This is a genomic window from Leifsonia sp. Root4 (genome assembly GCF_001425085.1).
Classification (GTDB): domain Bacteria; phylum Actinomycetota; class Actinomycetes; order Actinomycetales; family Microbacteriaceae; genus Microterricola.
In genome coordinates, this window is record NZ_LMDN01000001.1 from 1,150,888 (window position 1) to 1,176,352 (window position 25,465).

19 protein-coding genes are annotated in these 25,465 nt (G+C 69.7%); 11 read left to right on the forward strand and 8 right to left on the reverse strand.

The genetic code is table 11. The features are described from left to right. Nucleotides 1-369: 369 nt before the first annotated feature. Nucleotides 370-1,440 (reverse strand): NAD(P)-binding domain-containing protein, encoded by a 1,071-nt coding sequence (locus ASC66_RS05280; protein ID WP_055835577.1) that lies wholly within the window; start codon nucleotides 1,438-1,440, stop codon nucleotides 370-372. 147 nt (nucleotides 1,441-1,587) lie between these two features. Between ASC66_RS05280 and ASC66_RS05285 the strand changes: the two genes are divergently transcribed. After that, nucleotides 1,588-1,812: a DUF3073 domain-containing protein gene (locus ASC66_RS05285; RefSeq protein WP_055835580.1), complete on the forward strand. Its 225-nt coding sequence runs from the start codon at nucleotides 1,588-1,590 to the stop codon at nucleotides 1,810-1,812. A 317-nt stretch (nucleotides 1,813-2,129) separates the two neighbouring features. Here ASC66_RS05285 and purM read toward each other — a convergent pair whose 3' ends face one another. Then, entirely contained in the window at nucleotides 2,130-3,233 is a 1,104-nt protein-coding gene (purM, locus tag ASC66_RS05290) for a phosphoribosylformylglycinamidine cyclo-ligase (RefSeq protein WP_055835583.1), read from the reverse strand. A 122-nt stretch (nucleotides 3,234-3,355) separates the two neighbouring features. Here purM and ASC66_RS05295 point away from each other — a divergent pair, with 122 nt between their 5' ends. After that, on the forward strand, nucleotides 3,356-4,084 hold the full coding sequence (locus ASC66_RS05295; RefSeq protein ID WP_055835587.1) for a DEAD/DEAH box helicase: 729 nt from the start codon (nucleotides 3,356-3,358) through the stop codon (nucleotides 4,082-4,084). A gap of 231 nt (nucleotides 4,085-4,315) precedes the next feature. Here the strand turns inward: ASC66_RS05295 and purF are convergent, their stop codons facing one another. From purF to ASC66_RS05310, 3 genes are all read right to left on the reverse strand, one after another. After that, complete coding sequence (purF, locus tag ASC66_RS05300) at nucleotides 4,316-5,875, reverse strand: amidophosphoribosyltransferase (RefSeq protein ID WP_055835590.1); 1,560 nt, start codon at nucleotides 5,873-5,875, stop codon at nucleotides 4,316-4,318. Nucleotides 5,876-5,886: 11 nt separating this feature from the next. Continuing rightward, on the reverse strand, nucleotides 5,887-6,237 hold the full coding sequence (locus ASC66_RS05305; RefSeq protein WP_235496679.1) for a hypothetical protein: 351 nt from the start codon (nucleotides 6,235-6,237) through the stop codon (nucleotides 5,887-5,889). A 102-nt stretch (nucleotides 6,238-6,339) separates the two neighbouring features. Further along, nucleotides 6,340-11,304 carry an HtaA domain-containing protein gene (locus ASC66_RS05310; RefSeq protein ID WP_055835593.1) on the reverse strand — a complete coding sequence of 1,655 codons (4,965 nt, stop codon included), beginning with the start codon at nucleotides 11,302-11,304 and terminating at the stop codon, nucleotides 6,340-6,342. Between the two features lie 163 nt (nucleotides 11,305-11,467). On the opposite strand from ASC66_RS05310, the gene ASC66_RS05315 reads away from it, so the two are divergent. The 3 genes from ASC66_RS05315 to ASC66_RS05325 all read left to right on the forward strand — a co-directional run bounded on the left by ASC66_RS05315 (nucleotide 11,468) and on the right by ASC66_RS05325 (nucleotide 14,648). Then, complete coding sequence (locus tag ASC66_RS05315) at nucleotides 11,468-12,625, forward strand: heme/hemin ABC transporter substrate-binding protein (RefSeq protein WP_055835596.1); 1,158 nt, start codon at nucleotides 11,468-11,470, stop codon at nucleotides 12,623-12,625. A 179-nt stretch (nucleotides 12,626-12,804) separates the two neighbouring features. Next, nucleotides 12,805-13,818: a FecCD family ABC transporter permease gene (locus ASC66_RS05320; protein WP_235496680.1), complete on the forward strand. Its 1,014-nt coding sequence runs from the start codon at nucleotides 12,805-12,807 to the stop codon at nucleotides 13,816-13,818. Next, nucleotides 13,815-14,648 carry a heme ABC transporter ATP-binding protein gene (locus ASC66_RS05325; RefSeq protein WP_055835599.1) on the forward strand — a complete coding sequence of 278 codons (834 nt, stop codon included), beginning with the start codon at nucleotides 13,815-13,817 and terminating at the stop codon, nucleotides 14,646-14,648. Before ASC66_RS05320 ends, ASC66_RS05325 begins: the two co-directional genes overlap by 4 nt. A gap of 200 nt (nucleotides 14,649-14,848) precedes the next feature. On the opposite strand, the gene ASC66_RS05330 is transcribed toward ASC66_RS05325, so the two are convergent. Continuing rightward, complete coding sequence (locus ASC66_RS05330; RefSeq protein ID WP_055835602.1) at nucleotides 14,849-15,208, reverse strand: sterol carrier family protein; 360 nt, start codon at nucleotides 15,206-15,208, stop codon at nucleotides 14,849-14,851. 365 nt (nucleotides 15,209-15,573) lie between these two features. Between ASC66_RS05330 and purD the strand changes: the two genes are divergently transcribed. Then, nucleotides 15,574-16,878, forward strand: coding sequence for a phosphoribosylamine--glycine ligase (gene purD / locus ASC66_RS05335; RefSeq protein ID WP_055835605.1), 1,305 nt, complete (start codon nucleotides 15,574-15,576; stop codon nucleotides 16,876-16,878). Between the two features lie 147 nt (nucleotides 16,879-17,025). Here purD and ASC66_RS05340 read toward each other — a convergent pair whose 3' ends face one another. Further along, nucleotides 17,026-18,960 carry a glycoside hydrolase family 5 protein gene (locus ASC66_RS05340; RefSeq protein ID WP_055835608.1) on the reverse strand — a complete coding sequence of 645 codons (1,935 nt, stop codon included), beginning with the start codon at nucleotides 18,958-18,960 and terminating at the stop codon, nucleotides 17,026-17,028. A 223-nt stretch (nucleotides 18,961-19,183) separates the two neighbouring features. Between ASC66_RS05340 and ASC66_RS05345 the strand changes: the two genes are divergently transcribed. Beyond that, nucleotides 19,184-20,104: a phosphoribosylaminoimidazolesuccinocarboxamide synthase gene (locus tag ASC66_RS05345; protein ID WP_055835611.1), complete on the forward strand. Its 921-nt coding sequence runs from the start codon at nucleotides 19,184-19,186 to the stop codon at nucleotides 20,102-20,104. A gap of 46 nt (nucleotides 20,105-20,150) precedes the next feature. Continuing rightward, nucleotides 20,151-21,038, forward strand: a complete 888-nt coding sequence (locus ASC66_RS05350) for a VOC family protein (RefSeq protein ID WP_055835613.1) — start codon at nucleotides 20,151-20,153, stop codon at nucleotides 21,036-21,038. 158 nt (nucleotides 21,039-21,196) lie between these two features. On the opposite strand, the gene ASC66_RS05355 is transcribed toward ASC66_RS05350, so the two are convergent. Then, the gene (locus tag ASC66_RS05355) at nucleotides 21,197-21,874 is read right to left on the reverse strand and encodes a TetR/AcrR family transcriptional regulator (protein WP_055835616.1); all 678 of its coding nucleotides are present in this window, start codon (nucleotides 21,872-21,874) and stop codon (nucleotides 21,197-21,199) included. A gap of 194 nt (nucleotides 21,875-22,068) precedes the next feature. On the opposite strand from ASC66_RS05355, the gene ASC66_RS05360 reads away from it, so the two are divergent. Genes ASC66_RS05360 through ASC66_RS05370 form a run of 3 tightly spaced genes read left to right on the forward strand, consistent with a single transcriptional unit; the run spans nucleotide 22,069 to nucleotide 25,401 of the window. After that, nucleotides 22,069-22,929, forward strand: a complete 861-nt coding sequence (locus ASC66_RS05360; RefSeq protein WP_055835619.1) for a tryptophan 2,3-dioxygenase — start codon at nucleotides 22,069-22,071, stop codon at nucleotides 22,927-22,929. A gap of 7 nt (nucleotides 22,930-22,936) precedes the next feature. Continuing rightward, the gene (locus ASC66_RS05365; protein ID WP_055835623.1) at nucleotides 22,937-24,052 is read left to right on the forward strand and encodes an amidohydrolase family protein; all 1,116 of its coding nucleotides are present in this window, start codon (nucleotides 22,937-22,939) and stop codon (nucleotides 24,050-24,052) included. Next, nucleotides 24,049-25,401 (forward strand): kynureninase, encoded by a 1,353-nt coding sequence (locus ASC66_RS05370; RefSeq protein ID WP_082492026.1) that lies wholly within the window; start codon nucleotides 24,049-24,051, stop codon nucleotides 25,399-25,401. Before ASC66_RS05365 ends, ASC66_RS05370 begins: the two co-directional genes overlap by 4 nt. Nucleotides 25,402-25,465: the final 64 nt, after the last annotated feature.

Below are 25,465 nucleotides of genomic sequence, written 5' to 3' on the forward strand. Positions count from 1 at the left end.
GTCGAAATCAAGGTTTCGACACCCCGTCGATTGAGCCTGTCGAAATCAGGGTTTCGACAGGCTCAACCAGCGGGGCGACCGTCTCCGCGGACACGCTCAGGGCTTCGCGTGCGTCGCTGCTCCTTCGTCGCGGCGCCGCTCGCTCGAGCCAACGTGCAGATGGGCGCCGCTCGCTCGAGCCAACGTGCATTCTCCCGCTGGCTCGAGGGAGCAGCCGAGGAACGAGGCCGCGACCGAAGCCAAGCCCGCCGGAACGCGGCGCCCCATCCGCTGATTGAGCCTGTCGAAATCAAGGTTTCGACAAGCTCAACCGACGGGGTTTCGACAGGCTCAACCAGCGGGGGTTTCGACTGCGCCACGGAGCACGAGCTAGAGCAGCGCCATGATCTGGCGGGCGATTGTGCGCCCGGCCCTGCTCGCCCCGACGGTCGAGGCCTGCGGCCCATAACCGGCGAGGAAGATGCGCGGGTCTGTCCAGGACGCACCGGCGGCCACCGTGACACCGCCGGCCTGCTCGCGGAGCTTCAGCGGGGCGAGGTGGCGCAGCTCCGGCCGGAATCCGGTCGCCCAGATGATTGCATCAGCGGGGGCGAAGCTGCCGTCGGCCCAGCGCGCGCCGTCGGTCTCGAGCCGCGCGAACATCGGCCGGGCCACGAGGAGCCCGCGATTGATGCCGGCGGCGATGCGGCGTGTCTTCGGAACGCCGGTCCCGCTGACGATGCTGGGCAGGGCCCGCCCGGCCCTGGCGGCCTTGTCTTGCTGGGCAACCGCGGCGGCGGCATCCTCGATGTCGAGCTGCTCGCTATCGAGCCAGTCGATCGGGCGGCGCGACACCCAGGTGAGGCCGGATGCGACGCCCTCCAGCTCGAGCATGAAGCCGATCGCCGAGGTGCCTCCGCCGACCACGATCACGTTCTTGTCGCGGAACTCCTCGGCCGAGACGAAGTCGGAGGTGTGCAGGTGGCGCCCGGCGAAGCCCGGCGTACCCGGGTAGTGCGGGATGAACGGGGCACCCCATGTGCCCGTCGCGTTCACGACGAATCGTGTCGCGATCGCGCCGCGGTCGGTCTGCACGAGCAGGTCGGCCCCGTGGTTGGCGACGGAGCGGACCGTGACCGGGCGCTCGACGCCGAGCTGGAAGTGCTGCTCGTAGCGGCGGTAGTAGTCGCCGACGACATCGCGCGCCGGCACGTCGCGTTCCGCGGTGTCGAAGCTCAGGCCGAGCTCGGCCATGCCGGGCAGATCGTGCACGCGGTGGGCGGAGCCGAGCCGCAGGCTCTGCCAGCGGTGCTGCCAGGCGCCGCCGGCATCCGGACCTCGGTCGAGCACGACGAAGTCCTGGCCTGCGACCAGTTCGAAGCGCCTCAGATAGTAGGCGACGGCGAGTCCAGCCTGTCCGGCGCCAATGACGACGACCGGTACAGAACGGTCGGAATCCATCACTCCTCATCTCAGATCTGGGCCTGTGAAGCAGCCACCGGCACAGCGCACCCTACATGCTAAACTGGCGGTTAGTTTTCATACTTTTTATCGGTAAATCCCGGGTGCAACATCGGTACCCGGCCTGTCATCGTAAGGGGGTCTCGCATGGGGCGCGGCCGTCAAAAAGCAAAGCACACCAAGGTTGCCCGTGAGCTGAAGTATTTCAGCCCCGACACCAACTATGGTGCACTCGAACGTGAACTCACCCACAGCGGCGATGTTCGCGCGGGTGAGGATCGTCTCGACGAGGACCTCGCCAAGTGGCCTGAGTATGAGGCCACGCAGTACGAGGACACCTACGCCACCGAGGACGAGCAGAAGCGCGCCTAGCGTTCACTTTCGATTCCGGATGCCGTGAGCTCAGCGTTTCGACGCTGAGCTCACGGCTTTTCGTGTACCCGCGCGGGCGGCGCGCAGCGCCGCGAAAGGCGGCAGCCCATTCCAAGGCAACCTCCACCACCGCAAGCGATGCTGGTGCGGTTTCGACAAGCTCAACCAGCGGTGCGGTTTCGACAAGCTCAACCAGCGGTGGTGCGGTTTCGACAAGCTCAACCAGCGGTGGTGCGGTTTCGACAAGCTCAACCAGCGGTGGTGCGGTTTCGACAGGCTCAGCCAGCGGAAGTGCTGACTGAGCCCTCGAACAAGGGCTACGCCGCGTAGCTGCCGACGAGGCGCACGGCACCGCCGTCGACGCCCTTTGCGCCCTGCTCGAAACCGGTGAAGTCGCGGGGAGCGGTCGAGACGCGGCCGGCGACCCAGGAGTGGATGCCCTCGGCCTCGAGCTTGGCGACGACGCTCGAGGCGGCATCCGCGGACACGACGGCGAACATGCCGATACCGAGGTTCCAGGTGCCCTCCGAGCTCTCGAGGCTGGTGCCGGCGAGGTCGCTGAGCACGCGGAACACGCTGCTCGGCGACCAGCTGGCACGGTCGAGCTCGACCCAGGAGCCGACGGGCAGCACGCGCGCGAGGTTCGCCGCGATGCCGCCGCCGGTGACGTGGCTGAGCGAGTGAACGCTGGGGCCGACGGCCGGGTCTTCGAGCAGGCGAACGAGCGGGCCCGTGTAGAGGCGGGTCGGTTCGAGCAGCACCTCGCCGACGACGCCGCCGAACTCGTTGGAGTGATCGGTGTAGCCGATGTTGTTGCTGGCGAGGATGTGACGAACCAGAGAGAAGCCGTTGGAGTGGATGCCGGAGGAGGCCATCGCCACGACGACGTCACCGTGCTGCACGCGCTCGGCACCGAGCACGGCGTCACCCTCGACGACGCCGACGGCGGCGCCTGCCACGTCGTAGTCATCGGCGCCGAGCAGGCCGGGGTGCTCTGCGGTCTCGCCGCCGACGAGGGCGGTGCCCGTCTCGGAGCAGGCCTTGGCGATGCCCTCGACGATGGAGGCGATGCGCGCGGGGACGACCTTGCCGCATGCGATGTAGTCGGTCATGAAGATCGGCTTCGCGCCCACGACGATGATGTCGTCGACGACCATGCCGACGAGGTCCTGACCGATGGTGTCGTGCTTGTCGAGAGCCTGCGCGATGGCGACCTTGGTGCCGACGCCGTCGGTCGAGGTGGCCAGCAGCGGGCGCTTGTACGCCGTCAGGAATGACACGTCGAAGAGGCCGGCGAAGCCGCCGACGCCGCCCAAGACGTTTGGTCCGTGCGTCTTGGAGACAGCCGCCTTCATGAGTTCGACCGCGAGGTCACCGGCTACTGTGTCGACGCCTGCAGCGGCGTAAGAATTCTCGGTCACCCCTCTAGGGTACCGGGCCGCGAACCGCCGTCAGGCGCCGCGGCGGCGAGCACCGCCCGGAGAGCGAATATTTCTCGGAATCACCCGGTCCGCGCCAGCTGGCCGAGGGATACACTGGCGCTATGTGGGGCTCCGGCGCGGCATGGTGGTCGGTTCGCGAAGAGGCGAATCGACAGGTGCTGCTCGCCCTCTACCTGCGCGATCGACTCGGCCTCGAGGCCCCGGTCGAGCTGCCGCGGCTGCTCGGTGTGAAGGGCGTTCCGGATGCCACCGCGCTGCGTGAACTGCGGCACCCGCAACACCACCTCCTCCCGAGGCACTCCGGCCAACACCGGCAGGGCGACGCCGTTCCCGAGCCGGCCAACGAGCCGTTGCCGTTCGAGCTGATGCCGGAACCACAGCGGAGCATGCTCGAAACCCAGTGGCTGGCCTGGTGGCGGAGCGCAGTGGAGCCGGAGCGCAACACCTCGCCCGTTCCGCTGGACCTCGTGCCGGCGTTCGGCGATCTGATCGCCCTGCCCGAGAGCGGCGCCGAGCTGTTGATCGAGATGATCACGCCGTTCGCCGATCCGGCGATCGCCTGGTCGGATGCCGCCGCCCGCCGTTTCAGCGAGTATCAGCACGAGCCGCGCGGCTCACTGAAACTCGCCTATGCCGGCCTGATCGCCGAGAACGAACGGGAGCACGGCCGACGGGCGCGTGTGTTCGAGCTCACCGTGCAGTTGCTGCCGCTCGCGGCATCCGGCGCGTGGTGGATCGGGCAGACGACGATCGCGATGACCGACACACTGCGGAGCGATCCCGCCGGTTTCGCCGAGGCGTTGCGCCCGATCATCGCCGAGCTCGCCTGAGGCCCTCCCAAGCCGGCTGAGCCTGTCGAAATCTGTCGTGCGGCGTGGTTTCGACAAGCTCAACCAGCGGGGACTGTCCCGTTAATCGAGCTCGTGCGGCGTGGTTTCGACAAGCTCAACCAGCGGGGGTGATTCGCCGGATCCCTTGTGGCCCGCGGAACCGCACCAGCATCGCTTGCGGTTCTCAAGGTTTCCGTGCGACTGGCTGCCGCCTTCAATAACGCTGGCGCGTTATTCCTGCCGCCCCGGGTCGCCGATCACGACGGGCATGTTCGTCTCGAGCACGCTCTCGAACTCGGCATCCGGCCCCGGGTCGCAGCCGTTGGATGCTGCGGGGCGCTCCAGCAGGTTCTTGCCGAGGTGCTGCGACTCTGGCAGCGGGATCGGGTACTTGCCGGTGAAGCAGGCCGTGCAGAGGCGCTCGCGCGGCTGCTCCGTTGCCTCGATCATGCCGTCTTCCGAGAGGTAGCCGAGCGAGTCGGCACCGATCGACTGACGGACCTCGTCGATGGCCAGGCCTGTGGCGACGAGCTCTGCCCTGGTGGCGAAGTCGATGCCGTAGAAGCAGGGCCACGTGATGGGCGGGCTCGAGATGCGCACGTGCACCTCGGCGGCGCCGGCCTCCCGCAGCATCGACACGAGGGCGCGCTGCGTGTTGCCGCGCACGATCGAGTCGTCAACGACGATCAGACGCTTGCCCTTGATGACCGCCTTGAGCGGGTTCAACTTGAGCTTGATGCCGCGCTGGCGGATGGTCTGCGACGGCTGGATGAATGTGCGGCCGACGTAGGAGTTCTTGACGAGCCCCTGACCGAAGGGGATGCCGCTGGCCTGGGCGTAGCCGATGGCGGCCGGCGTTCCGGACTCGGGGGTCGGGATGACGAGGTCGGCCTCGACGGGGTGTTCCGCCGCGAGGCGGCGGCCCATCTCGACCCGCGCCTCGTGCACACCGCGACCGGCGATCGTGGTGTCCGGGCGGGCCAGGTAGACGTACTCGAAGACGCAGCCGGCCGGCTTGGACTCGGCGAAACGCTGGGTGCGCAGGCCGTCCTCGTCGATCGTGATGAGCTCGCCGGGCTCGACCTCGCGCACGAAGGCGGCGCCGACGATGTCGAGTGCCGCGGTTTCGGATGCCACGACCCAGCCACGGTCGAGGCGACCGAGCACCAGCGGGCGGACGCCCTGCGGGTCACGGGCGGCGTAGAGGGTGTGCTCGTCCATGAAGACGAGGCAGTATGCGCCGCGGAGGCGGGGCAGCACCTCGAGGGCGGTCTGCTCGAGCGTGTGCTCGCGGTCACCCGTCAGCAGCGCCGTGACGACGGCGGTGTCTGTGGTGTTGCCACGACGCAGCTCGCCGTCGGTCTCCGGGTATCGCTCGTGCACGAGCTCGAGCAGCTCGGCCGTGTTGGTGAGGTTGCCGTTGTGGCCGAGGGCCACGGTGCCGGTGGCGGTGCGCCCGAGAGTCGGCTGCGCGTTCTGCCAGCTGGAGGCGCCCGTGGTCGAGTAGCGCGTGTGTCCGACGGCGATGTGGCCGGTCAGCGTGTTGAGCGCGGTCTCGTTGAAGACCTGCGACACAAGGCCCATGTCCTTGTAGATGAGGATCTTGTCGCCATCGCTCGTCGCGATGCCGGCAGACTCCTGGCCGCGGTGCTGCAGCGCGTAGAGGCCGAAGTAGCTGAGCTTGGCGACTTCCTCGCCCGGCGCCCAGACCCCGAAGACGCCACAGGCATCCTGCGGCCCCTTCTCGCCCTGAAGAAGATCGTGATTGAGAAGTCCGTCGCCTCTGGCCAAGCCGAGACCCCTTACTGTGAGTTGTCGCTCGAATGCGCGTCAATTCTATCCGCCACAACGGTGACGGCTCGACGCGCGGCGCGACGGTCGAGGATCAGTGCCACGAGCGCGCCGAGCGCGAGGCCGATCGCACCCAGGAACAGCAGCAGGAAGCCGAAGACCTGACCGCGGTCGTAGTCTTCGTTCTCGGGGAAGATGAGGGTGAGCACCAGGGCCGCGACGATGCCGACACCGGCGCCGAGGGCGAGGAAGCGCATGTAGCGCGGCGAACGGCGCACCGTCAGCGTCTCGTGTGCAACGACGGTCTCCACCGGCTCTCCGGGGGTGTGCGGTGCGGGGTCTGGTGCTGCGGTTTCACTCACCCCTCCATTCTCGCGCACCATCCTGAGTTCATGGCGCGCATCGCGAAAAGAGCAGGGCCCCCACCGTATTCGGTGAGGGCCCTGCTTCGTGGCATCGCCGTGCTACTCGGCCGAGGCGCCAGCCCCCGCTCGACGCCGCTTGACGAGCAGCACGACGATGACAGCCACGGCGGCGGCGAGAGCCGCCGCCAGGATCCAGACGATCCAGTCGACACCCTGCTCGGCGGTGTCCGCGCTGGTGGCGGTCGCCTCCGTGTCGCCTGCCCCGGTCTCGGCCGCGACGGCCTCCTCCGCCACGACGGCGCAGTCGGCGGTCGGCAGCGTGAAGCTGACCGGGTCGAGGGCGTCGCCGGCCGGGTAGGTGCCGAAGGCTGCTGCCCCGGCATCCGTCAGCTCTGCGGCGATGTCGGTGCCGGTGATGCCGCTCTCGGTCACCTGCAGGCTGCCGTCGCCGAGGGCGAGGCTGCCGAAGCGCACGGCCTGGGCGGCGATCGGCTCACCCTGCTGGGTGGTGCCGGTCACGTCGAGCACGAGGTAGCCCTCCGTGGCGCTGACGAGCTCGATGCGCGGGTTCGCGATCGTGGTGTCGAGGGCGCCATCGTGGCCGGTGAAGCGGATGCCGCCGCTGTAGTTCACGAGGCCGGAGCCGGTCTCGGCGTCGATGCTGCCGGAGCCGTCTGCCCAGTGGAACAGGCCGTCGGCCTCGGTGGTGCCGCCGGAGAGCTCCCAGCCGCCGTTGGCGATGCCGCTGCTGATGTAGGCGAGGAAGCTCGCCTTGAAGCCCCAGTCGAGCGTTGCGCCGGAGACAGCGCAGGAGCCGGCGACCGTGCGCTCGGGGATAGTGAGCACGATGCCCTTGCTGATCGAGCCCTGCACGGTCAGCGTGTGCTCACCGGTGAGCGTGGCCGGAAGCGTTCCGCTCCAGCGCACGACACCGTTCGCGTCGGCCGTGAGATTCTCGGCCAGCACGGTGGGGGTCGAGTAGATCACGACGCGGATGCCCGTCTCGTTCGGCTGGAAGCCGTCGACCTCGAAGGAGATCTGGCCGCCTGCCACAAGGCCCGCGAGCACGGCCGGAGCGAGCGTGATGCCCGTCGTGGCCGGCGGGGTTGCCGGGATGTCGCTCGCTGCCGGGGTGCGAACGGATGCCGTCGACACCGTTCCCGTCGAACCGGCCGGGGCCGCGGCGGCGGCTCCGATCGTGACAGTGAGAGGGTCCAGGGCACGGCCAGCAGGGTAGTAACCCTGGAACGCGCTCGAACCCGCGGCGGTCAGCGTGACCGGGGCACCGCTGAACACCGTGGCACCGTTCAGCGTCGACCGCGAGGCCGCACCGAGGTCGACCGTGGCGAAGTCCACCCGGCTGCCGTTGACCGAGAGCGAGAGGATCGCGCTGGATGGTCCCGCCACCGAGAGGCTCGGGTTCGAGAACGTCAGGTCGAGGATGCCGCCATGGCCGGTGAAGCGCACGTTGCCGGCGTAGTCGGCCGTTCCTGTGCCGCTGCCCTGGTCGAAGCTGCCGCCGCTCTGGCCGAACTGGAATGCTCCGCCAGAGGAGGTGGCGCCACCGTCGACGGTGATGCTGCCGCCCGTCGCCGGCTTGCTGAGGTAGTCGCGGAAGCTGGCCGAGACGCCCCAGCTGAGCGAGCCGCCCTGCACCGTCGGCGCGACGATCGGAGGAACGATCGGGGTGGTCGGGGGCGTGATCGGTGGGGTCACCGGCGGCACGACACCGCTCGTGACGGTGACGGTGCTCGCGGCCGAGCTGCTCGCGGCGAAGCCGGCATCCGGAACGAAGCGCGCGGTCAGCGCGACGTCGCCGACGGTGCGGAGCACTGCGGTGGCCGAGGCCGCCCCGTCGGCGAGCCGAACGGGGGCACCGATCTGCTCGCCGTTGGCGGCGAAGATGACGCTGCCCTGAGCGGTGGCCGGGGTGACGGTCGCGTTCAACGTGACCGTGGCACCGACGGTGACGGCGCTCGTGTCGACGACGAGGCCGGTGCGGGTCCCGATCGTCTCGGCCGGCTCCGTCGTTCCGGTGCTGAAGGCGACGGTGATCGGGTCGAGGAGGGTGCCTGCCGGGTAGAAGTCCTGGAAGGCGGTCGCGCCGGCGGCACTGAGGGTGACGGGGGCGTCGACGACGAGTGTCGTGCCCTTGTCCGTGCTCGTTCCGGCTGCGGCGAGATTGACGGTCGCGAAGTCGACGCGTGCGCCGTTGACGGCGACGCTCAGCGTCGCGCGGCTGGCGCTGTCGAGTCGGAGCTTCGGAGCGCTGAGCGTCAGGTCCAGTGCACCGTGGTGGCCGGTGAAGCGCACACCGCCGGCGTACTCTGCTGTTCCCTTGCCTGCCTGCAGGTCGACGGTGCCGCCGGCCTGGGCGAAGAGGAACGCTGACCCGGCCGCGCTCGCCCCATCGACCGGGGTGATCGCACCGGAGGCGATGGGCCCCGTGACGTAGTCGCGGAAGGCTCCGTAGACGCCCCAGGCCAGTTCGCCCTTCTGCACGACGGGCGGCGTGACCGGCTTGGCAGCGACGGCGACGACGACGGCCGCGGAGGTGCTGCCGGTGAAGAGCGCCGGCTTGGCCGGGGTGAAGACGGCCGTGAGCGAGGCCGATCCGACCGCGGTGAGCTTCACGGTGGCTGTCGCGGTGCCGTTCTTGACGGCGACATCCTTCGCGATGACGCTGACGCCGTTGAAGAAGCTGACCGTTCCGGATGCCGACACCGGCGCGATGACGGCGGTCGCCGTGACGGTGCTGCCGGTGACGACGGCGGTCTTGTCGACGCTCAGCGTGGTGCTGGTCGCTGCGGCGCCGGGCTCCGGCGTGGTCGGGAACAGCGCGTTCCACTGGGCATCGCTCGGGGTGAGCGCGGCGCGGGCGTAGATCGTATCGGCGTTCGGGGCCGTGTGGCCCTTCCAGACAATGACCTCGTACTGCTTGCCGCGGTCAAGGGCCGTGGTCGGGGCGACGAGCGTCTTGTCGAAGGATCCGCCGATGATGGCGCCAGGCGTCATCCAGAAACCGAATGCGGCATAGCCGCCCGATGCGTCAACGTTCGCCTCCGTGCCCTTCTCGATCAGCGCCGCGTAGGCGCCGGTGGTCGTGCCGAAGCTCGAACCGACGACCCGGACCGTGAGGCCGGAATCCGCCGTGGCCGATGACACCGTCGTCGCAATGCTCGGGGACGGAGCCACGACCGACGGGAACACCGCATCCCACTGACCGGACGACGGGGCGATATCGGCCCGCGCGTAGATCGTGTCGGCGTTCGGGAGGGAGTGCTGCTTCCAGATCAGGACCTCGTACTGCTTGGAGCGATCCAGCTTGGCGGTCGGAGCGACGAGCGTCTTGTCGAACGCACCCCCGGCGATCGATGCGGGCCAGTACTCCATCGCGACGAAGCCGGAACCGGCGGTCACCGACGACTCGGTGCCCTTCTCGATGATCGCCGCGTAGGCCGATGTGGTCGCGCCGAAGCTCGATCCGACGAGACGCACCGACAGGCCGGTCGCTTCTGAGGCCGCAGCGACAGTCGCCGCAACGCTCGGGGACGGAACCACGACGGGCGGGAACACGGCGTTCCACTGGGCGTTGCTCGGGGTGACGGCCGCGCGGGCGTAGATCGTGTCGGCGTTCGGGAGCGTGTGCTCCTTCCAGATCACGACCTCGTACTGCTTGCTGCGGTCCAGCTTGGCGGTCGGGGCGACGAGCGTCTTGTCCAACGCGCCCGCAACGATCCCGCCCCGCAGGTACTCCATGGCGATGAAGCCAGAACCGGCGGTCACCGACGACTCGGTGCCCTTCTCGATGATCGCGGCGTAGGCCGATGTGGTCGCGCCGAATCCAGAACCGACGACGCGCACGCCCAGCCCGGACTCCGCCGAGGCGGAGTCGACGGATGCCGTGATCGTCGGGGTGACGACCTTCGGCGCGAAGGTGATCGGGGTGAACGTCTCGAACTGGGCCGCCTTGGCGCCGCTGCCCGAGTAGGTGTAAATGCCGTAGCCCGTGCCGGGGTTCTTCGTGAACTCCTCAGAAACCGACAAGGTCGCCTCGAAGGTGCCATCGGCCTTCAGCTCGATCGCACCGGCGTTCGTGCCGCCGATCGATGCCATGTCAGCGGCCGGAACGGCCCACTTCTGATCAGCGACCACGCGCGACGCCGACGGCGCAGACTCGGACGGCTTCCACACATCCGCGAAACGACCGAACACGACGTAGGAACCGGCGAACTTGCCGGCCAGCGGCGGGCGAGTGCCCGAGGTGGCGTCACCGGCAACGAAACCAGTACCGGTCACCGTGACCGTCTCACCGGCCGCGTTCAGGCCATCCGTCTTCGACACCGGCGTCGGCGCGACGGCGGGCGGGAACAGCGCGTCCCACTGCTCGGTCGTCGGAGCGACGTCGGCGCGGGCGTAGATCGTGTCGGCGTTGGGGGCCGAGTGGCCCTGCCAGACGATGACCTCGTACAGCTTGGTGCGGTCGAGGGCGGTGGTCGCCGCGACGAGTGACTTGTCGAATGCGCCGTCGACGATGGCGCCGGGCGTCATCCAGTAGCCGAAGGCCGTGTAGCCGCCGGAGGCGCCGACGGCAGCCTCCGTGCCCTTCTCGATCAGCGCACCATACGCGCCGGTCGTGGCGCCGAAGCCGGATCCGACGACCCGGACGGTGAGCCCGGCCTCCTCGGATGCCGAGTCCACCGTGACGGCGAGCGCGGCGACGTCGGCGACGAGCGGGGCTGCGTCGGGCGTCTCCTCGGCCGGCGGAGCCGCCTCGGGGGCCGGAGCGGCCGCGTCCTGCGGCGCATCGGCGGCCGGCTCATCGGTGACGCTCTCTGTCGGCGTCGCGTCGGCAGGGGCCGTCTCCTCAGCCGGAGCCTGCTCAGCCGGCTGCTCCGCGAGCTGCTCTGCGGGCTGCTCTGCGGGCTGCTCGATCCCGGGCACCGCGGCGGTTGCGAACGCGGGCGCGGCCGTGGCGAGCGGAGCACCAAGCGCCAGGAGCGCGATCGTGAGAGTGGCTAGCCATCTCTGTGGGCGGGCACGGTGCTGCTGCAGTGTCTTCACGACGCGGCTTCTCCAGGCAAGAAGGAGCCCACGCAGGAACGGTCTTCGTTCACGTGGGCTGGATGTGGGATCAAACGCCGGAGCATGGTTAGCTAAGGCTTACCTAACCGTTGCAGATTCACAGCGAACTGTCAATTCTTAGCTTAGGCTATCCTTAGTTATCATGATCTCCTCCGTTCCCCACTCCCCCGTGCGCCGTGCGCTGCGGGGCGGGGCACCCCTCGCTCTGGCCGTCATCCTGCTTGCGCTGACCGGGTGTGCGAGCACAACGGTCGCGGCGGAATCGCCGCGCGAGTGCGTGGCATCCGAGATCCCCCTCGCCGAGTTGACGGTGCTGGATGCGCCGCGCGACTGGGTCGGCCCCTCGACGGCCTGCCTGGCCGACGCCGGCATCACGGCCGTCGACAGCGCGTCGGAGCCGCAACTGCCCGTGACCGTCATCGACGACAAGGGCACCGAGGTGACGGTGACCGATGCCTCGCGCATTCTTGCGCTCGACGTCTCCGGCTCCCTCGCCGCGACCGTGTTCGGGCTCGGCCTCGGCGAGCAGGTCGTCGGCCGCGACAGCTCCACCGGCTTCGCCGAGGCGGCCGAGCTGCCCGTCGTGACCATGGGCGGCCACCAGCTCTCGGCCGAGCCGATCCTCGAGCTCGCCCCCACCGTCATCCTCACCGACACCACGCTCGGCCCGCCCGCCGTACTCGCCCAGCTGCGCGATGCCGGCATCCCCGTCGTCATCACCACCTCAGAGCGCAGCATCGACACCATCGGCACCGTGATCGAGCAGGTCGCCGCGGCGTTGGGAGTTCCGGATGCCGGCACGGAGCTCACCGAGCGCGTGCACGCCGAGCTGGCCGCCGTCACGGCCGAGATCGAGGGCATCGCCCCGGCGGACGCCGCAGACCGGCCGCGCATGCTCTTCCTCTACGTGCGTGGCAGCGCCGGCGTCTACTACCTCTTCGGCGAGGAGTCGGGGGCCGACGCGCTGATCACGAGCATCGGTGGCGTCGACGTCGCCGGCGAGATCGGCTGGCAGGGCATGCGCCCGGTGACGGCCGAGGCGCTCGTCGAGGCCGCGCCCGACCTCGTGCTGGTGATGACCAAGGGTCTGGAGTCGGTCGACGGCGTCGAGGGCCTCCTCGAGAGCATCCCCGCGCTGGCGAGCACGCCGGCCGGGGTGAACCGCCGGATCGTCGACATGAGCGACACCGAGATTCTGAGCTTCGGCCCGCGCACGCCGCAGGTGCTTGAAGCGCTGGCGCGCGCCGTCTACGCGCCGGAGCAGTCCGGCCCGGTCGCGGCCGAGGCCACAGCCAAATGACGATCAGCGAGACGCGCAGCGTCGCGAAAGGCGGCAGCCCAAACCAAGGAAACCTGCCCACCGAGAGCGATGCTGGCCGGGTTTCGACCCTTCGACAGGCTCAGGGCAGGCCAAGCTCAACCAGCGGGCTCCCGCTGATTGAGCCTGTCGAAATCAAGCGGCTCCGTCGCAGGCGTGCTGTGCTGTTCGGCGCGCTCAGCGTCGCGCTCGTGCTCGTCTGTCTCGTCTCGGCCGGCAGCGGCCAGCTCACGATCCCGCCGAGCGAGGTCGTCGGCTCCGTGCTCCGGGCGCTCGGCCTCGACGTCGGCCCGGCCGCCAACCCCACCGGCGATGTCGCCCTCTGGACGATCCGCTTCCCGCGCATCGTGCTCGCACTGCTGATCGGCGCTGCCCTGGCGGCATCCGGCACCCTCATGCAGGCCGTGTTCTCGAACCCACTGGCCGAGCCGAGCGTCGTCGGTGTCTCCTCCGGCGCGGCACTCGGCGCGGCCACCGCCATCGTCTTCGGCTGGACCTTCCTCGGCGAGTGGAGCGTGGCCCTGGCCGCCTTCATCGCCGGCCTGGCGACGACGCTCTTCGTCTACTTCGCCAGCCGCACACGCGGCAAGACCGAGGTCGTCACCCTCGTGCTCACCGGCATCGCGATCAACGCCTTCGCCGGCGCCGCACTGGCCTTGCTCACCTTCCTCGGCGACAGCGCATCGCGGGAGCAGATCATCTTCTGGCAGCTCGGCAGCCTGAACGGTGCGCGCTGGCAGCAGGTCGCGATCATCGCGCCACTCGTGCTGATCGGTCTGATCGTCGCGTTCAGCCTCGCCCGCACCCTCGACCTGTTCTCGCTCGGCGAGCGCGGGGCACGCCACCTCGGCGTCAACGTCGAGCTCGTGCGCATCGTCGTGATCGTCGTCGTGGCCGTTCTGGTCTCCGCCGCCGTCGCCTTCGCCGGCATCATCGCCTTCGTCGGCCTCGTCGTTCCCCACCTCATGCGCATGGTGCTCGGCCCGGCCCACCGCCCGCTGCTGATCGCGAGCGTACTCGGCGGCGCGCTGCTCATGGCCAGCGCCGACCTCGTCGCGCGCACCGCCGTGCCGATGGCCGATCTGCCCATCGGCATGCTCACCTCGCTCGTCGGCGGGCCGTTCTTCTTCTGGCTGCTCCGTCGCACGCGCCGCCGCTCTGGAGGCTGGGGATGAGCATCCGCGAGTCACTGACCGAGGTTCCGGATGCCGCGGCGCCCGCCGCGCCGAGCACTCCTGCCCCGAGCCTGGCCGCCCGCGGCCTGAGCGTCACCATCGACGGCGCCCGGCTGCTCGACGACGTCGACTTCGAGGCGCGCCCGGGCGAGTTGCACGCCCTGCTCGGCCCAAACGGTGCAGGCAAGTCAACGCTCCTCGGCGCCCTCGCCGGCGACGTGACACCGAGTGCCGGCACCGCGAGTCTCGACGGACGCCCGCTCGCCACATGGAAGCTGCGCGAACTCGCCCGCGTGCGCGCGGTGCTGTTGCAGCAGCACGAGGTGTTCTTCCCCTTCACCGTGCGCGAGGTCGTCGAGATGGGCCGGGCGCCCTGGCGGGGAACCGCCGCTGAGGATGACGACGAGCGGATGATCGCCGAGGCGATGGCGCTGACCGACATCACGGCGCTCGCCTCACGGTCTGTTCCGTCACTCTCCGGCGGCGAGCGCGCCAGGGCCGCGCTCGCGCGGGTGCTGGCGCAGGGGGCGTCGACGCTGATGCTCGACGAGCCGACCGCCGCCCTCGACCTGAAACACCAAGAAGACGTGATGCGTCTGGCGCGGGAGCGCGCGGCATCCGGCGACACCGTGATCGTCGTGCTGCACGACCTCAACGTGGCCGCCGCGTACGCCGACAGGGTCACGCTGCTGCAGCGCGGCCGCGTCGTCGCCAGCGGGGAGCCGCGCGCGGTGCTGACCGCCGAGCGCATCGCCGCCGTCTACGGCCAGGCGGTCGAGGTGCTCGAGCACCCGCGCACGGGAACTCCGCTGATCCTGCCGCTGCGCTGACGCCGCGCACTCCGCTTGCTCGAGAGACCCCGCTTGCTCGAGACTCCGCTGGTCGAGTAGGCCGTCCACGGCCGTATCGAGACCGAGGCCCGCGCGAAATCGCAGCAGCATCGGTGACGGTTCTTGAGGCTGCCAAGGAGTGGGCTGCCGCCTTTCGCGACGCTGCGCCTCGCGCTACTCAACCAGCGGAATGGCGGCTGCTACAGCAGCGGGAGCTGCTCGGCGAGGTCGGCGCGCTGCCCGGAGGCGTGCACCGTGCCCGAGCCGAGCGCCTCTGCCCAGGGCAGCTCGCCCGTGGCGAGTTCCAGCCAGGTGGCGGCATCCGTCTCGATCACGTTCGGCGGGGTGCCTCGTGTGTGCCTCGGCCCCTCGATGCACTGCACGGCGCCGAACGGCGGAACGCGCACCTCGAGGGTGTTGCCGGGAGCCAGCTCGGCGAGCAGCTGCAGGGTGTAGCGCACGGCGAGGGCCCGGACGTCGCGGCTCGCCTCTGCCCGATCGGTTCGCCAGGCGGCGACGGCCGCCCGCCCCTGTGCGTCATCGATGCGTGCCCGTGCCATGCCCCCAACGCTACCCGCCCGCGGTTTCGACAGGCTCAACCAGCGCGGCGCGCAGCGTCGCGAAAGGCGGCAGCCCACACCAAGGAAACCTCGTGACGGAGAGCGATGCTGGCCGGGTTTCGACAGGCTCAACCAGCGCGGCGCGCAGCGTCGCGAAAGGCGGCAGCCCCCACCAAGGAAGCCTCGTGGCGGAGAGCGATGCTGGCCGGGTTTCGACAGGCTCAACCAGCGGGGTGGGGCTCAACCAGCGGAGCGGGGCTCAACCGGCGGGGCCCGGGGCCGGGACCCCCGTTGATTGAGCCTGTCGAAATCAGGGCGGACCGGCCGCGCGGGCGGGAGCACGCGGCATCCGGTAGCCTGAACCGGTGAGAATTCTGGTCCTCGGTTCCGGTGCCCGCGAGCACGCCATCATCACCGCCCTCCTGGCAGAGGAGCAGCGTGGCGGCGACGCCCACGAGATCATCTCCGCGCCCGGCAATGCCGGCATCGCCGCGGATGCCGGCGCCGAACGCGCCGGCTCGATCAGCACCGTCGCCCTCGACGCCAACGACCCCGTCGCCGTGGCCGACTACGCCATGGACAACAACGTGCAGCTCGTTGTGATCGGCCCGGAGGCCCCACTGGTCGCCGGCGTCGCCGACGCGCTCCGCACCCGCGGCATCCCCGTGTTCGGGCCGGCCCAGGCCGCAGCCCAGCTCGAGGGATCGAAGACCTTCGCCAAGCGCATCATGGACGAGGCCGGCGTTCCCACCGGCCGCGCCGTGCGCGCAGGCAGCCTCGCCGAGGCGACCGCCGCCATCGACGAGTTCGGTGCGCCGTACGTCGTCAAGGCTGACGGCCTCGCAGCGGGCAAGGGCGTGCTCGTCACCGAGTCGCGCGACGCCGCCATCGGCCACGCCAGCCACTGGCTGCAGCACGGCAGCGTGCTGATCGAGGAGTTCCTCGACGGCCAGGAGGTCTCCCTCTTCTTCCTCAGCGACGGCCACAATGTGCTGCCGCTCTCCCCCGCCCAGGACTACAAGCGTCTCTCCGACGGCGACGCGGGCCCCAACACCGGCGGCATGGGCGCGTACTCGCCGCTGCCCTGGCTCGACGCCGAGTTCGGCAGCGAGGCCGCCTTCGTCGACGAGGTGCAGCGCACGATCGCGCTGCCGACCGTGCGCCGGCTCGCCGCCGAGCAGACGCCGTTCATCGGCCTGCTCTACTGCGGCCTGATCCTGACCTCACGCGGCATCCGCGTGATCGAGTTCAACGCCCGCTTCGGCGACCCGGAGACGCAGGTCGTGCTCCCCCGCCTCGTCACCCCGCTCTCGAGCCTGCTCTTCGACGCAGCCACCGGCGCACTCGGCGAGCGCGCGAACCCCGAGTTCTCGGCCGACGCCTGCGTCACCGTTGTGCTCGCCAGCGAGAACTACCCGGAGACGCCCGTGACCGGCCGCCCGATCACCGGGCTGGATGCCGCAGCCGCCGTCGACGGCGTGCACATCGCCCACGCCGCGACCGCCAGCCGCGACGGCGGCCTCGTCTCGACCGGTGGCCGCGTGCTCAACGTCGTCGCGACCGCGCCGGACTTCGCCGGCGCTCGCGCCCGCGCCTACGAGGCGCTCGGCCTCATTCAGCTCGAGGGCGCGCAGTTCCGCAGCGACATCGCCGCCCGCGTGGCGGAGTAACCACGGCGCGAGCCGCACACCGCGCGTGAGGGCCGGGCCACCATACGGTGACCCGGCCCTCACTGTTTCATGCCGGGCTCGGCCCGAGCGGCGCCTGGACTCGGGCTGAGTCGGAGCAGGGCGCCGAAGCGCCGCGCCCCGACCCCGCTAGGCCAGCGGCTTGCAGAGCAGACCGCTCGGCACGCCGCCGTTGTTCCAGCGGTAGGTGTACGCGACACCGGCGATGTACTCGTTGTTGTTGCACTGCCCCTTGTACTTGCCCGGCGCCCAGTCGCTGCCGGTCGAGCCGCCGCCGGCCGGGCGGTTGTCGCCCTGGTCGAACCACAGGGTGCGTCCCTGGCTGTTCGGCAGGGTGTCGGTGCTCTGCGAGCAGTACAGCTTCGACATCGCCCACTTGTTCGTCACGCCAGGGTTGACGCTGTACCCGGTGGCGATCTGGCCGGCCGGGCACTGCAGCTTGGTATAGCCGCCCGCCCAGTCGTGAGTCACGGTCGCCTCGGTGCTCACGATCGTGTGCGTGCTGCTCGTCGCCGGCTGCGCGTTGTTCGTGCACAGAGCACGGTTGGAGCTGCGGGAGAGTCCGATCAGGCGCTCGGAGTCAGCGCAGTTGCCCTTCCACTGGCCCGAATCCCAGTCTGTCCCCTGCGCACGCAGCGAGGAGTTGTTGTCGGGTGACGTCGCGCCGCTGCCGAGCATGTTCCAGCGCGGCGGGGCGGCGACGGGTCCGCTCTTGCCCGGCGCGGTGACGAGCTTCGACCAGGCCGGGTAGCGCCAGTCATCCGCGATGCTGAACTTGGTGCCGGTGGGCGAGTAGCCGATCAACGCGAACTTGTCGCTGAACACACCCGCTTCGGTGGCGTGGGTCACCAGCGGCCAGACCGCGAAGTCGGTGTCGTTTGCGACGAGCACGTCGATGAAGTTGCCCCACCAGGCGATCTCCTTGGGGTTGTCCTGCCCGGCGCCGGTGGTGCCGAACTCGCTCAGCCAGACCGGGGCCGTGTAGTGCTGGCCGGGCGTCGTCACGTACAGCGACTCGGCGGTCACCGCGGCGGAGAGCTCGGCGGCCGTCATATCGCGGTAGCGCGGGTCGTGGGTCTCGCCGAGCCCCGTTGCCCCGGTGTGGTTCGGGCCGGTGAAGCCGTAGACGTGTGAGGAGTAGACGAGCTTGTCCGGGAACAGGATAGTGTTCGACGTCGTCGCGACCGGTCGAAGGTTGGGCCGCTCGTGGAAGAAGCCGTCGATCGGAATGCCCTGCCAGTTGATGCCCTCCATCACGATCAGCGTGTTCGGGTTCACTTTCTGGATGGCGACCGCCGCGAGCTGGTACGCCTTGTAGAGGTCATTGGCGTCGCCCATGCCCCAGTTCGGGTCGTCCGTGATGTCACGACGCACCTCGTTGCGCAGGTCCATGCCCACCACGCGCGGGTTGTTCACGTAGCGCGCGGCGAGGAACGCCCAGTCGCTGACGAACTTGTCGAGGGTCTGGCTGCTGTGCGGCTTGGAGTTACCGTCGTTCTCTCCACAGCACCAGCGCGAGGTCGTGCTGTGGTTGTTCAGGATGACGGCGAAACCGTCCGCAGTGAGCGCGGCGACCGCGGCGTCGAAGATCTGCAGCGGCGTCTTGCCCATGAGCTGCGGGTTCGCCAGCACGGCGGCATCCGGAACAGGCGCCGTCATGCTCAGCATCTCGTTGGAGAACGGCAGGCGGATGCTGTTGATGCCAACCTGGTGGAAGTCGGCCATGAGCGTGTTCAGCGGCACACGGTCGAGCCCCATCGGGATGTCATAGCTCACGCCGCTGTTGTAGTTGGCGGGATCGCTCTTCGGCTGCGTGCCGTTCCAGTGGCCCTGGGCTCCATCCCAGTTCGCCGACTTCAGCTTGAAACGGTTGCCGTTGGCGTCGACGACGTAGCGGCCCCGCGTGCTGAGCGGTGCCGCCCAGGAAGCGGAGAGCTCGGCCCCCGTGAGAACGGGAATCGGTGGCGGCGTGGTGCTCGTATCTGCATACACGGGAGTCGCGATCGACACTGCCAGGGCAGCTGTCGTGATCGCGACGATGAGTCGCACGGTGCGACGTTGCATTTGCGAACCTCTCTGTTGACTTTCGCGCACCGCCGAGCGTCGAAAGACAACGCCGGTTCGGGTGCCTGACACCGCCATGCTAGGCGCGCACTCACCAAAATGTCAACGTAAACAGTTAGCGTAAACATTCTTGCGGGCGCGCACGCCGGATGCCGTCTGGCACCGTCGACAGGCATCCACTGGCGGGGCCGCGCGCGCCGCGCCGCGCCCGTAGACTGGTGCGGTGACTGCAGAACTCTCCGGCTGGACCCACGTGTACTCGGGCAAGGTGCGCGACCTCTACGTGCCGAGCGCGACGATGACCGACGACGACAGCTGGACCGGCGACCCGCTCGCCACCAGCCCCGAGGTTCTCGTCGTGGCCAGCGACCGCGTGAGCGCATTCGACCACGTTCTCGAGCCCGGCATCCCGGGCAAGGGCGAGCTACTCACCACCCTCAGCCTGTGGTGGTTCGACCAGCTGCAGGTGCCCAACCACCTGATCGCCGACCACGGTCTCGACGGCGCCAGCCGCATCCCGGCCGCCGTCGCCGGGCGCAGCATGCTCGTGCGGACCCTGGACATGTACCCGGTCGAGTGCGTCGTGCGCGGCTACCTCACCGGCAGTGGCTGGAAGGAATACCAGGCGTCACAGACCGTTTGCGGCATCCCGCTGCCCGCCGGCCTGCAGAACGGCGACCGCCTGCCCGAGCCGATCTACACCCCCGCGTGGAAGGCCCCGCTCGGCGAGCACGACGAGAACATCAGCTACGAGCGCACCGTCGAGCTGGTCGGGGCGGATGTCGCGGCCGAGCTCCGCGCACTCTCGCTGCAGATCTTCGCCGACGCCTCGGCCATCGCCGAGGCGCACGGCCTGATCCTCGCCGACACCAAGTTCGAGTTCGGCGCGGACCGCGAGAACGGCGTCACCCGCCTCGGCGACGAGGTGCTCACGAGCGACTCCAGCCGCTACTGGGATGCCGCAGCCTATGCCGCCGGCAGCACGCCCGAGGCGCGCATGGCCAGCTTCGACAAGCAGATCGTGCGCGACTGGCTGGCCGCCAACTGGGACCAGCAGGGCACGCCGCCCGAGCTCCCGGCCGAGATCGTCGAGCAGACAGCAGCCCGCTACCGCGAACTGCTGGGCCGCCTCACCGCGCTGTAAGGCCCCGCGCCGGAATACGGGCGCCGCGGCATCCGTTGCACTCAGCATGACCGAGCAGCCACCGTCCACGCGTAGCGCCAGCGAACTGCTGGCCCCCGACACCGGAATGGGCGCGGTGACGCTGCGCGTCGGCAACCTCGACGCGATGATCGCCTACTACCGCGACGCCGTGACACTGCGGCTGCTGAGTCACGAGGGCGGAACCGCCGTGCTTGGCCGCGGCACCACCCCGATCGTCATCCTGCAGCATGCGCCGGAGCTGGCCAGCCCGGAGCCTCGCGCCGCAGGGCTCTTCCACACGGCCATCCTGTTCGAGACACAGGCAGCTCTCGCCGCCGCCGTGTACTCGGTGGCCAGGCAGCACCCCGGAACCTTCACGGGCAGCGCCGACCACATCGTGAGCGAGGCCTTCTACTTCACCGACCCCGAGGGCAACGGCATCGAGCTCTACTGGGACCGCACCCGCACCGAGTGGAGCTGGACCCACGGCACGATCGACATGGCGACTCTCGCCCTCGATCCCAATGACTACCTGCAGACGCACCTCACCGAGGCCGGCATCGCCGACCCCGTGATCGGCGGCGCCGTGGTCGGCCACGTGCACCTCTCGGTCGGCGACGTCGCCAGCGCCCGCGATTTCTACGTCGACAAGCTCGGCTTCGAGACCACCGCGGAGATGGGCGGCAGCGCGCTGTTCGTCTCGGCCGGCGGCTACCACCACCACATGGCGATGAACACCTGGAACAGCCGCGGGGCCGGCCAGCGCCGCCTCGCCCTCGGGCTCGGGCAGGTCGACATCCTGGTTCCGGATGCCGATGCGCTCGGCTCGTTGCAGGAGCGGATGACGCACTACGGCGTCGGCGTGCGCGACGACGGCCACACGCTGCGCTTCGACGACCCGTGGGCGAACCTCATCCAGGTGCGCACTGCGTAGGCAGCACCGCGCCGACGTCTAGCGCTGCCGGGCGCACGGCGGAGCCGGTCCGCGGATGCGGCAGGCGACACGCCGCTGGTTCGGGGCGGAACCGCCCGTTTCGGCCAACGCATCCGCGAACCGGCTGCGCGAATCCGGCGCACAGATGCCGCGGCGGCTCAGTTCTTGTGCACCGCGTGGTGGAAGCCGTCGGCGTCGAGCGGCGTGCCGGGCAGTTCGGTGCGCACATTCTCTGCCCGCAGACCGTCGAGCACGATGCCGAGCTGGCGGCGCCAGTCGATCGTGGCCGGCTGGCCCGGTCGGTTGTAGGTGGAGAGCACGCCGAGCATCGTGACGAGGATCGACACGTCGACCCCGTTGACATCTGGGCGGAGTTCGCCGTCGGCCTGAGCGCGTGCGATGAGGGCGGCGAGGGGCGCCTCGATCGCCGCACCGGGTCGGTAGTCGGCATCCGCGGTGCCCATGTAGACGATGATCGATGGCAGGCCGGGGTCCTCGATCAGCCACTCCGCGACGCGTTCGACGTAGAGCGAGACGCCCTCCCATGCGCTGGGCGCGGAGAAGATGTCGGATGCCGAGGCCATGAGCGCCGCCAGCGACTGCTCGTAGAGCGCCCTGATCAACTCTGTGCGGTTCGGGAAGTGCCGGTAGAGCGTCGCGATCCCCACCTCGGCACGGCGCGCGATCTCCTCCAGTGACGCATCGCTGCCCCGTTCGGCCACGACGGCGCGGGCCTCGCTGAGCAGTCGATCGTAGTTGCGTTGGGCGTCTTTACGACGCCGGATCGGCTCGGCGCCGGAGCCGACGCTGACTGCCGAATCGCCCGTAGAACTCATGCTCCCAGTGTACGCCTCGCCTGGAAAATATACCGAGGTCAGCCTCCGCTTTACGACGCCCCGCTGCTGCGGCGCTGACCTGAGCGCAGAGTGCCTCGGGGGCGCGCCGAGCCGCGTTGCGCTCGGCCCCCGCTGGCAGCGATGATGCTTGGAGCAACCATGGAGTTGCGCATGGCATCAAGCGAGGAGCACCAGTGTCGGTCGAGAAGAACACCCGCGAGTTCGACCCGGACATTGTGACGGATTTCACTGACCGGATGAGCTACGGCGGCTACCTGCAGCTCGACACGCTGCTCTCGGCCCAGCTGCCGGTGAGCGTGCCGGAGCACCACGACGAGCTGCTCTTCATCGTGCAGCACCAGACGACGGAACTCTGGCTCAAGCTCGTGCTGCACGAGTTGGCGAGCGCCCGCGATCTGCTGCGCGCCGACCAGCTCGCCCCCGCGCTCAAACGCATCGCCAGGGTCAAGCACATCCAGCGCACGCTGACGGAGCAGTGGTCGGTTCTCGCCACGCTCACCCCCACCGAGTACGCCGAGTTCCGCGGCTTCCTCGGCAACTCCAGCGGCTTCCAGTCCTGGCAGTACCGCGCCGTCGAGTTCGTGCTCGGCAACAAGAATCGCCGCATGCTGAGCGTCTTCGAGTCGGATGCCGCGGCATCCGCCCTGCTCGGCGAACTGCTCGAGGCCCCGAGCATCTACGACGAGTTCCTGCGCTACCTGCACCGTGCCGGGCACGCGGTGCCGCAGTCGGTGCTGGAGCGCGACGTGACCGAGGCGTGGGTGCTCGACCCCGAGTTGGTGCCCGTGTTCCGGCACATCTACGAGAACGCGAGCGAGAACTGGTCGGCCTACGAGGCCTGCGAGGAGTTCGTCGACCTCGAGGAGAACTTCCAGCTCTGGCGCTTCCGGCACTTGAAGACCGTGCAGCGCACGATCGGCATGAAGACGGGAACCGGCGGCTCGACCGGCGCGTCCTTCCTGCAGAAGGCCCTCGAGCTCACCTTCTTCCCCGAGCTGTACGCGGTGCGCACCGAGATCGGCCGCACGCCGTGAGAACGCCGTGATCACCGAGGGCACGCGGATCAGCGTGCGCAACTGGTGGGCCGGCGAGTGGCGGGGGCCGACGGTCTTCACCTACCACTCCGGCCACCTGCACCCCGACCCGGAGCCGTCGCTGACCGACACCGCCGCACAGCGGGCGGCGCGCGCCCGCCCGGCGGAGCTGGAGATCCCCGGCACCCTCTTCCCCGTGCTCTTCGACCGGCATGTGCACATGGGGCTGATCGATCGCGAGGCACTGCTGCCCGGCGGCATCACCCACGCGCTCGACCTCGGCTGGATTCCCGAGGAGATCGCGCTCTGGGCGATCGACTCGGCGCAGATGGGCTCCGAGCTGCCGGAAACCTACTTCGTCGGTGCCTTCCTCACCGCGCCGGGCGGCTACCCCGGCCGGAGCGGGTGGGCCCCACCCGGCTCGATCATCGAGCTGAACACCTTCGAGGAGGCACAGGCGGCCGTCGACGCCCAGGCGGAGCTCGGCGCCAGGGCGATCAAGCTCATGCTGAACAGCGACGCCGGCCCACTGCCGGAGCTGCACGCGCAGATCGGCGTCTACGAGCGGGCCAGACGCAAGAAGATCCCGCTCATCGCCCACGCCGAGGGCATCGGCAGCGCCCAGCTGGCCGTCGACGTCGGCGCCGACCTCCTCGCCCACGCCCCGTTCAGCGAGGTGCTGAGCCGGCAACTGCTCGAGGAGATGACACTCATGGGCATGCAGTGGGTCTCGACGATCGACATCCACGGCTGGGGCGAGAAGACACCGGCCCGTTCCATCGCCATCGAGAATGTGCGCCACTTCGTGCAGCTCGGTGGCAAGGTGCTCTACGGCACCGACCTCGGCAACGGGCCGCTGCCGGTCGGCGTGAACGAGCGCGAACTCCTCGCCCTCGCCGAGGCCGGGCTGAGCGCGAACGGACTCGTCACCTCGATCGCCGGAGACGGCTCGAATCTGCGCATCGGCCCGCGCGTCGCCTGGGTTCCCGGCGATCCGCCGAGCGAGATCGCCTTCGCAGCCGGCGAGGAGACAGACACGACCGACATCGCCGAACAGACCGCCCGCTGGCTCGCCGGAGCCCGCGGAACAACGCTTGACTACCTCGAGGAGACCCTGCCATGAGCGATGACCGCACCACGATCTCGGATGCCGCGGCGGCAACCGCCGGCCCCGCACGCGAGTCCGCGCTCGACCACGCGGTCGCCTCCGCAGCTGACTCCGCAGCTGACTCGCTGCGCGCCGAGGCGGCGCGACTCGATGCGGCAGACCCGCTCGCCTACTTCCGCGAACGTTTCGCCGGCGCGGAGAGCGAGCTCGTGTACTTCGACGGCAACTCCCTCGGGCGGCCGCCGCTATCCGCGATCGAGCGGGTCGAGCGCTTCCTTCGCGAGGAGTGGGCCGGCCGGCTGATCCGCGGCTGGGACGAGTCCTGGTTGCGCCTGCCCTATGAGATCGGCGATCGCATCGGCGCATCGGTGATCGGCGCGGCCGCCGGTCAGACGGTGATCGGCGACTCCACGACGGTGCTGCTGTACAAGCTGGCGCGCGCCGCCGTCGACGCGCAGATCGCCCGCGATCCGGCCCGCGTCGAGATCGTCGTCGACACCGACAACTTCCCGACCGACCGCTACATCCTCGACGGCATTGCGAAGGAGCGCGGGCTGACCCTGCGCTGGATCGAGGTCGACACGAGCGCCGGCGTCACGCCGGAGCAACTGGCAGGCGTCGTCGGGCCGCAGACGGCGCTCGTCGTCATCTCGCACGTCGCCTACCGGTCGGCCCACCTTGCCGATGCGCCGGAACTCACCCGCATCGCCCACGATGCGGGGGCGTTGATCCTCTGGGACCTCTGCCACTCCGCCGGCGCCGTGCCCGTCGAGGCCGACGCCTGGGGCTTCGACCTGGCCGTCGGCTGCACCTACAAGTACCTCAATGGCGGGCCGGGCTCGCCGGCCTTCGCCTATGTGCGTGAGGGGCTGCAGGCCGAGCTCGCCCAGCCGATCCAGGGCTGGTGGGGCACGAGCGACATGTTCGCGATGGGCCCGAACTACGAGCCGGCCCCCGGCATGCAGCGCTTCGTCAGCGGAACGGCCTCCATCGTCGGCATGCTCGCCATGCAGGACACGATCGAGATGATCGAGGAGGCGGGCATGGGCGCGATCCGGGAGAAGTCCCGCGCACTGACCGCCTTCGCGATCCGTCTGTTCGAGGAGTGGCTCGCCCCGCTCGGCGTCACGCTTGCAACGCCGGGTGACCCGGAGGAGCGCGGCGGGCACGTGACCGTGCACCACCCGGCCATGCGCGAGGTGAATGCCAGGCTGTGGGAGCAGGACGTCATCCCCGACTACCGCGATCCGGGCGGACTGCGGATCGGGCTCGCGCCGCTCTCGACCAGCTTCGACGAGGTCTACCGCGGCATGGGTGCCGCCCGCGACACCCTCGCGTCGGTGCTCGCCGGCCCCGCCGGCTGAGCTTGTCGAAACCGAGCCAGCAGCGGTCGCTGTTCCTGAGTTTGCCTGGCTGAAGGCTGCCGCC

Excerpts from the sequence above, each read along its gene's own strand:
- ASC66_RS05280 (WP_055835577.1), bottom strand. The coding sequence starts at position 1,440 with ATGGATTCCGACCGTTCTGTACCGGTCGTCGTCATTGGCGCCGGACAG.
- ASC66_RS05285 (WP_055835580.1), top strand. The coding sequence starts at position 1,588 with ATGGGGCGCGGCCGTCAAAAAGCAAAGCACACCAAGGTTGCCCGTGAG.
- ASC66_RS05295 (WP_055835587.1), top strand. The coding sequence starts at position 3,356 with ATGTGGGGCTCCGGCGCGGCATGGTGGTCGGTTCGCGAAGAGGCGAAT.
- ASC66_RS05315 (WP_055835596.1), top strand. The coding sequence starts at position 11,468 with ATGATCTCCTCCGTTCCCCACTCCCCCGTGCGCCGTGCGCTGCGGGGC.
- ASC66_RS05325 (WP_055835599.1), top strand. The coding sequence starts at position 13,815 with ATGAGCATCCGCGAGTCACTGACCGAGGTTCCGGATGCCGCGGCGCCC.
- ASC66_RS05330 (WP_055835602.1), bottom strand. The coding sequence starts at position 15,208 with ATGGCACGGGCACGCATCGATGACGCACAGGGGCGGGCGGCCGTCGCC.
- ASC66_RS05340 (WP_055835608.1), bottom strand. The coding sequence starts at position 18,960 with ATGCAACGTCGCACCGTGCGACTCATCGTCGCGATCACGACAGCTGCC.
- ASC66_RS05350 (WP_055835613.1), top strand. The coding sequence starts at position 20,151 with ATGACCGAGCAGCCACCGTCCACGCGTAGCGCCAGCGAACTGCTGGCC.
- ASC66_RS05355 (WP_055835616.1), bottom strand. The coding sequence starts at position 21,874 with ATGAGTTCTACGGGCGATTCGGCAGTCAGCGTCGGCTCCGGCGCCGAG.
- ASC66_RS05370 (WP_082492026.1), top strand. The coding sequence starts at position 24,049 with ATGAGCGATGACCGCACCACGATCTCGGATGCCGCGGCGGCAACCGCC.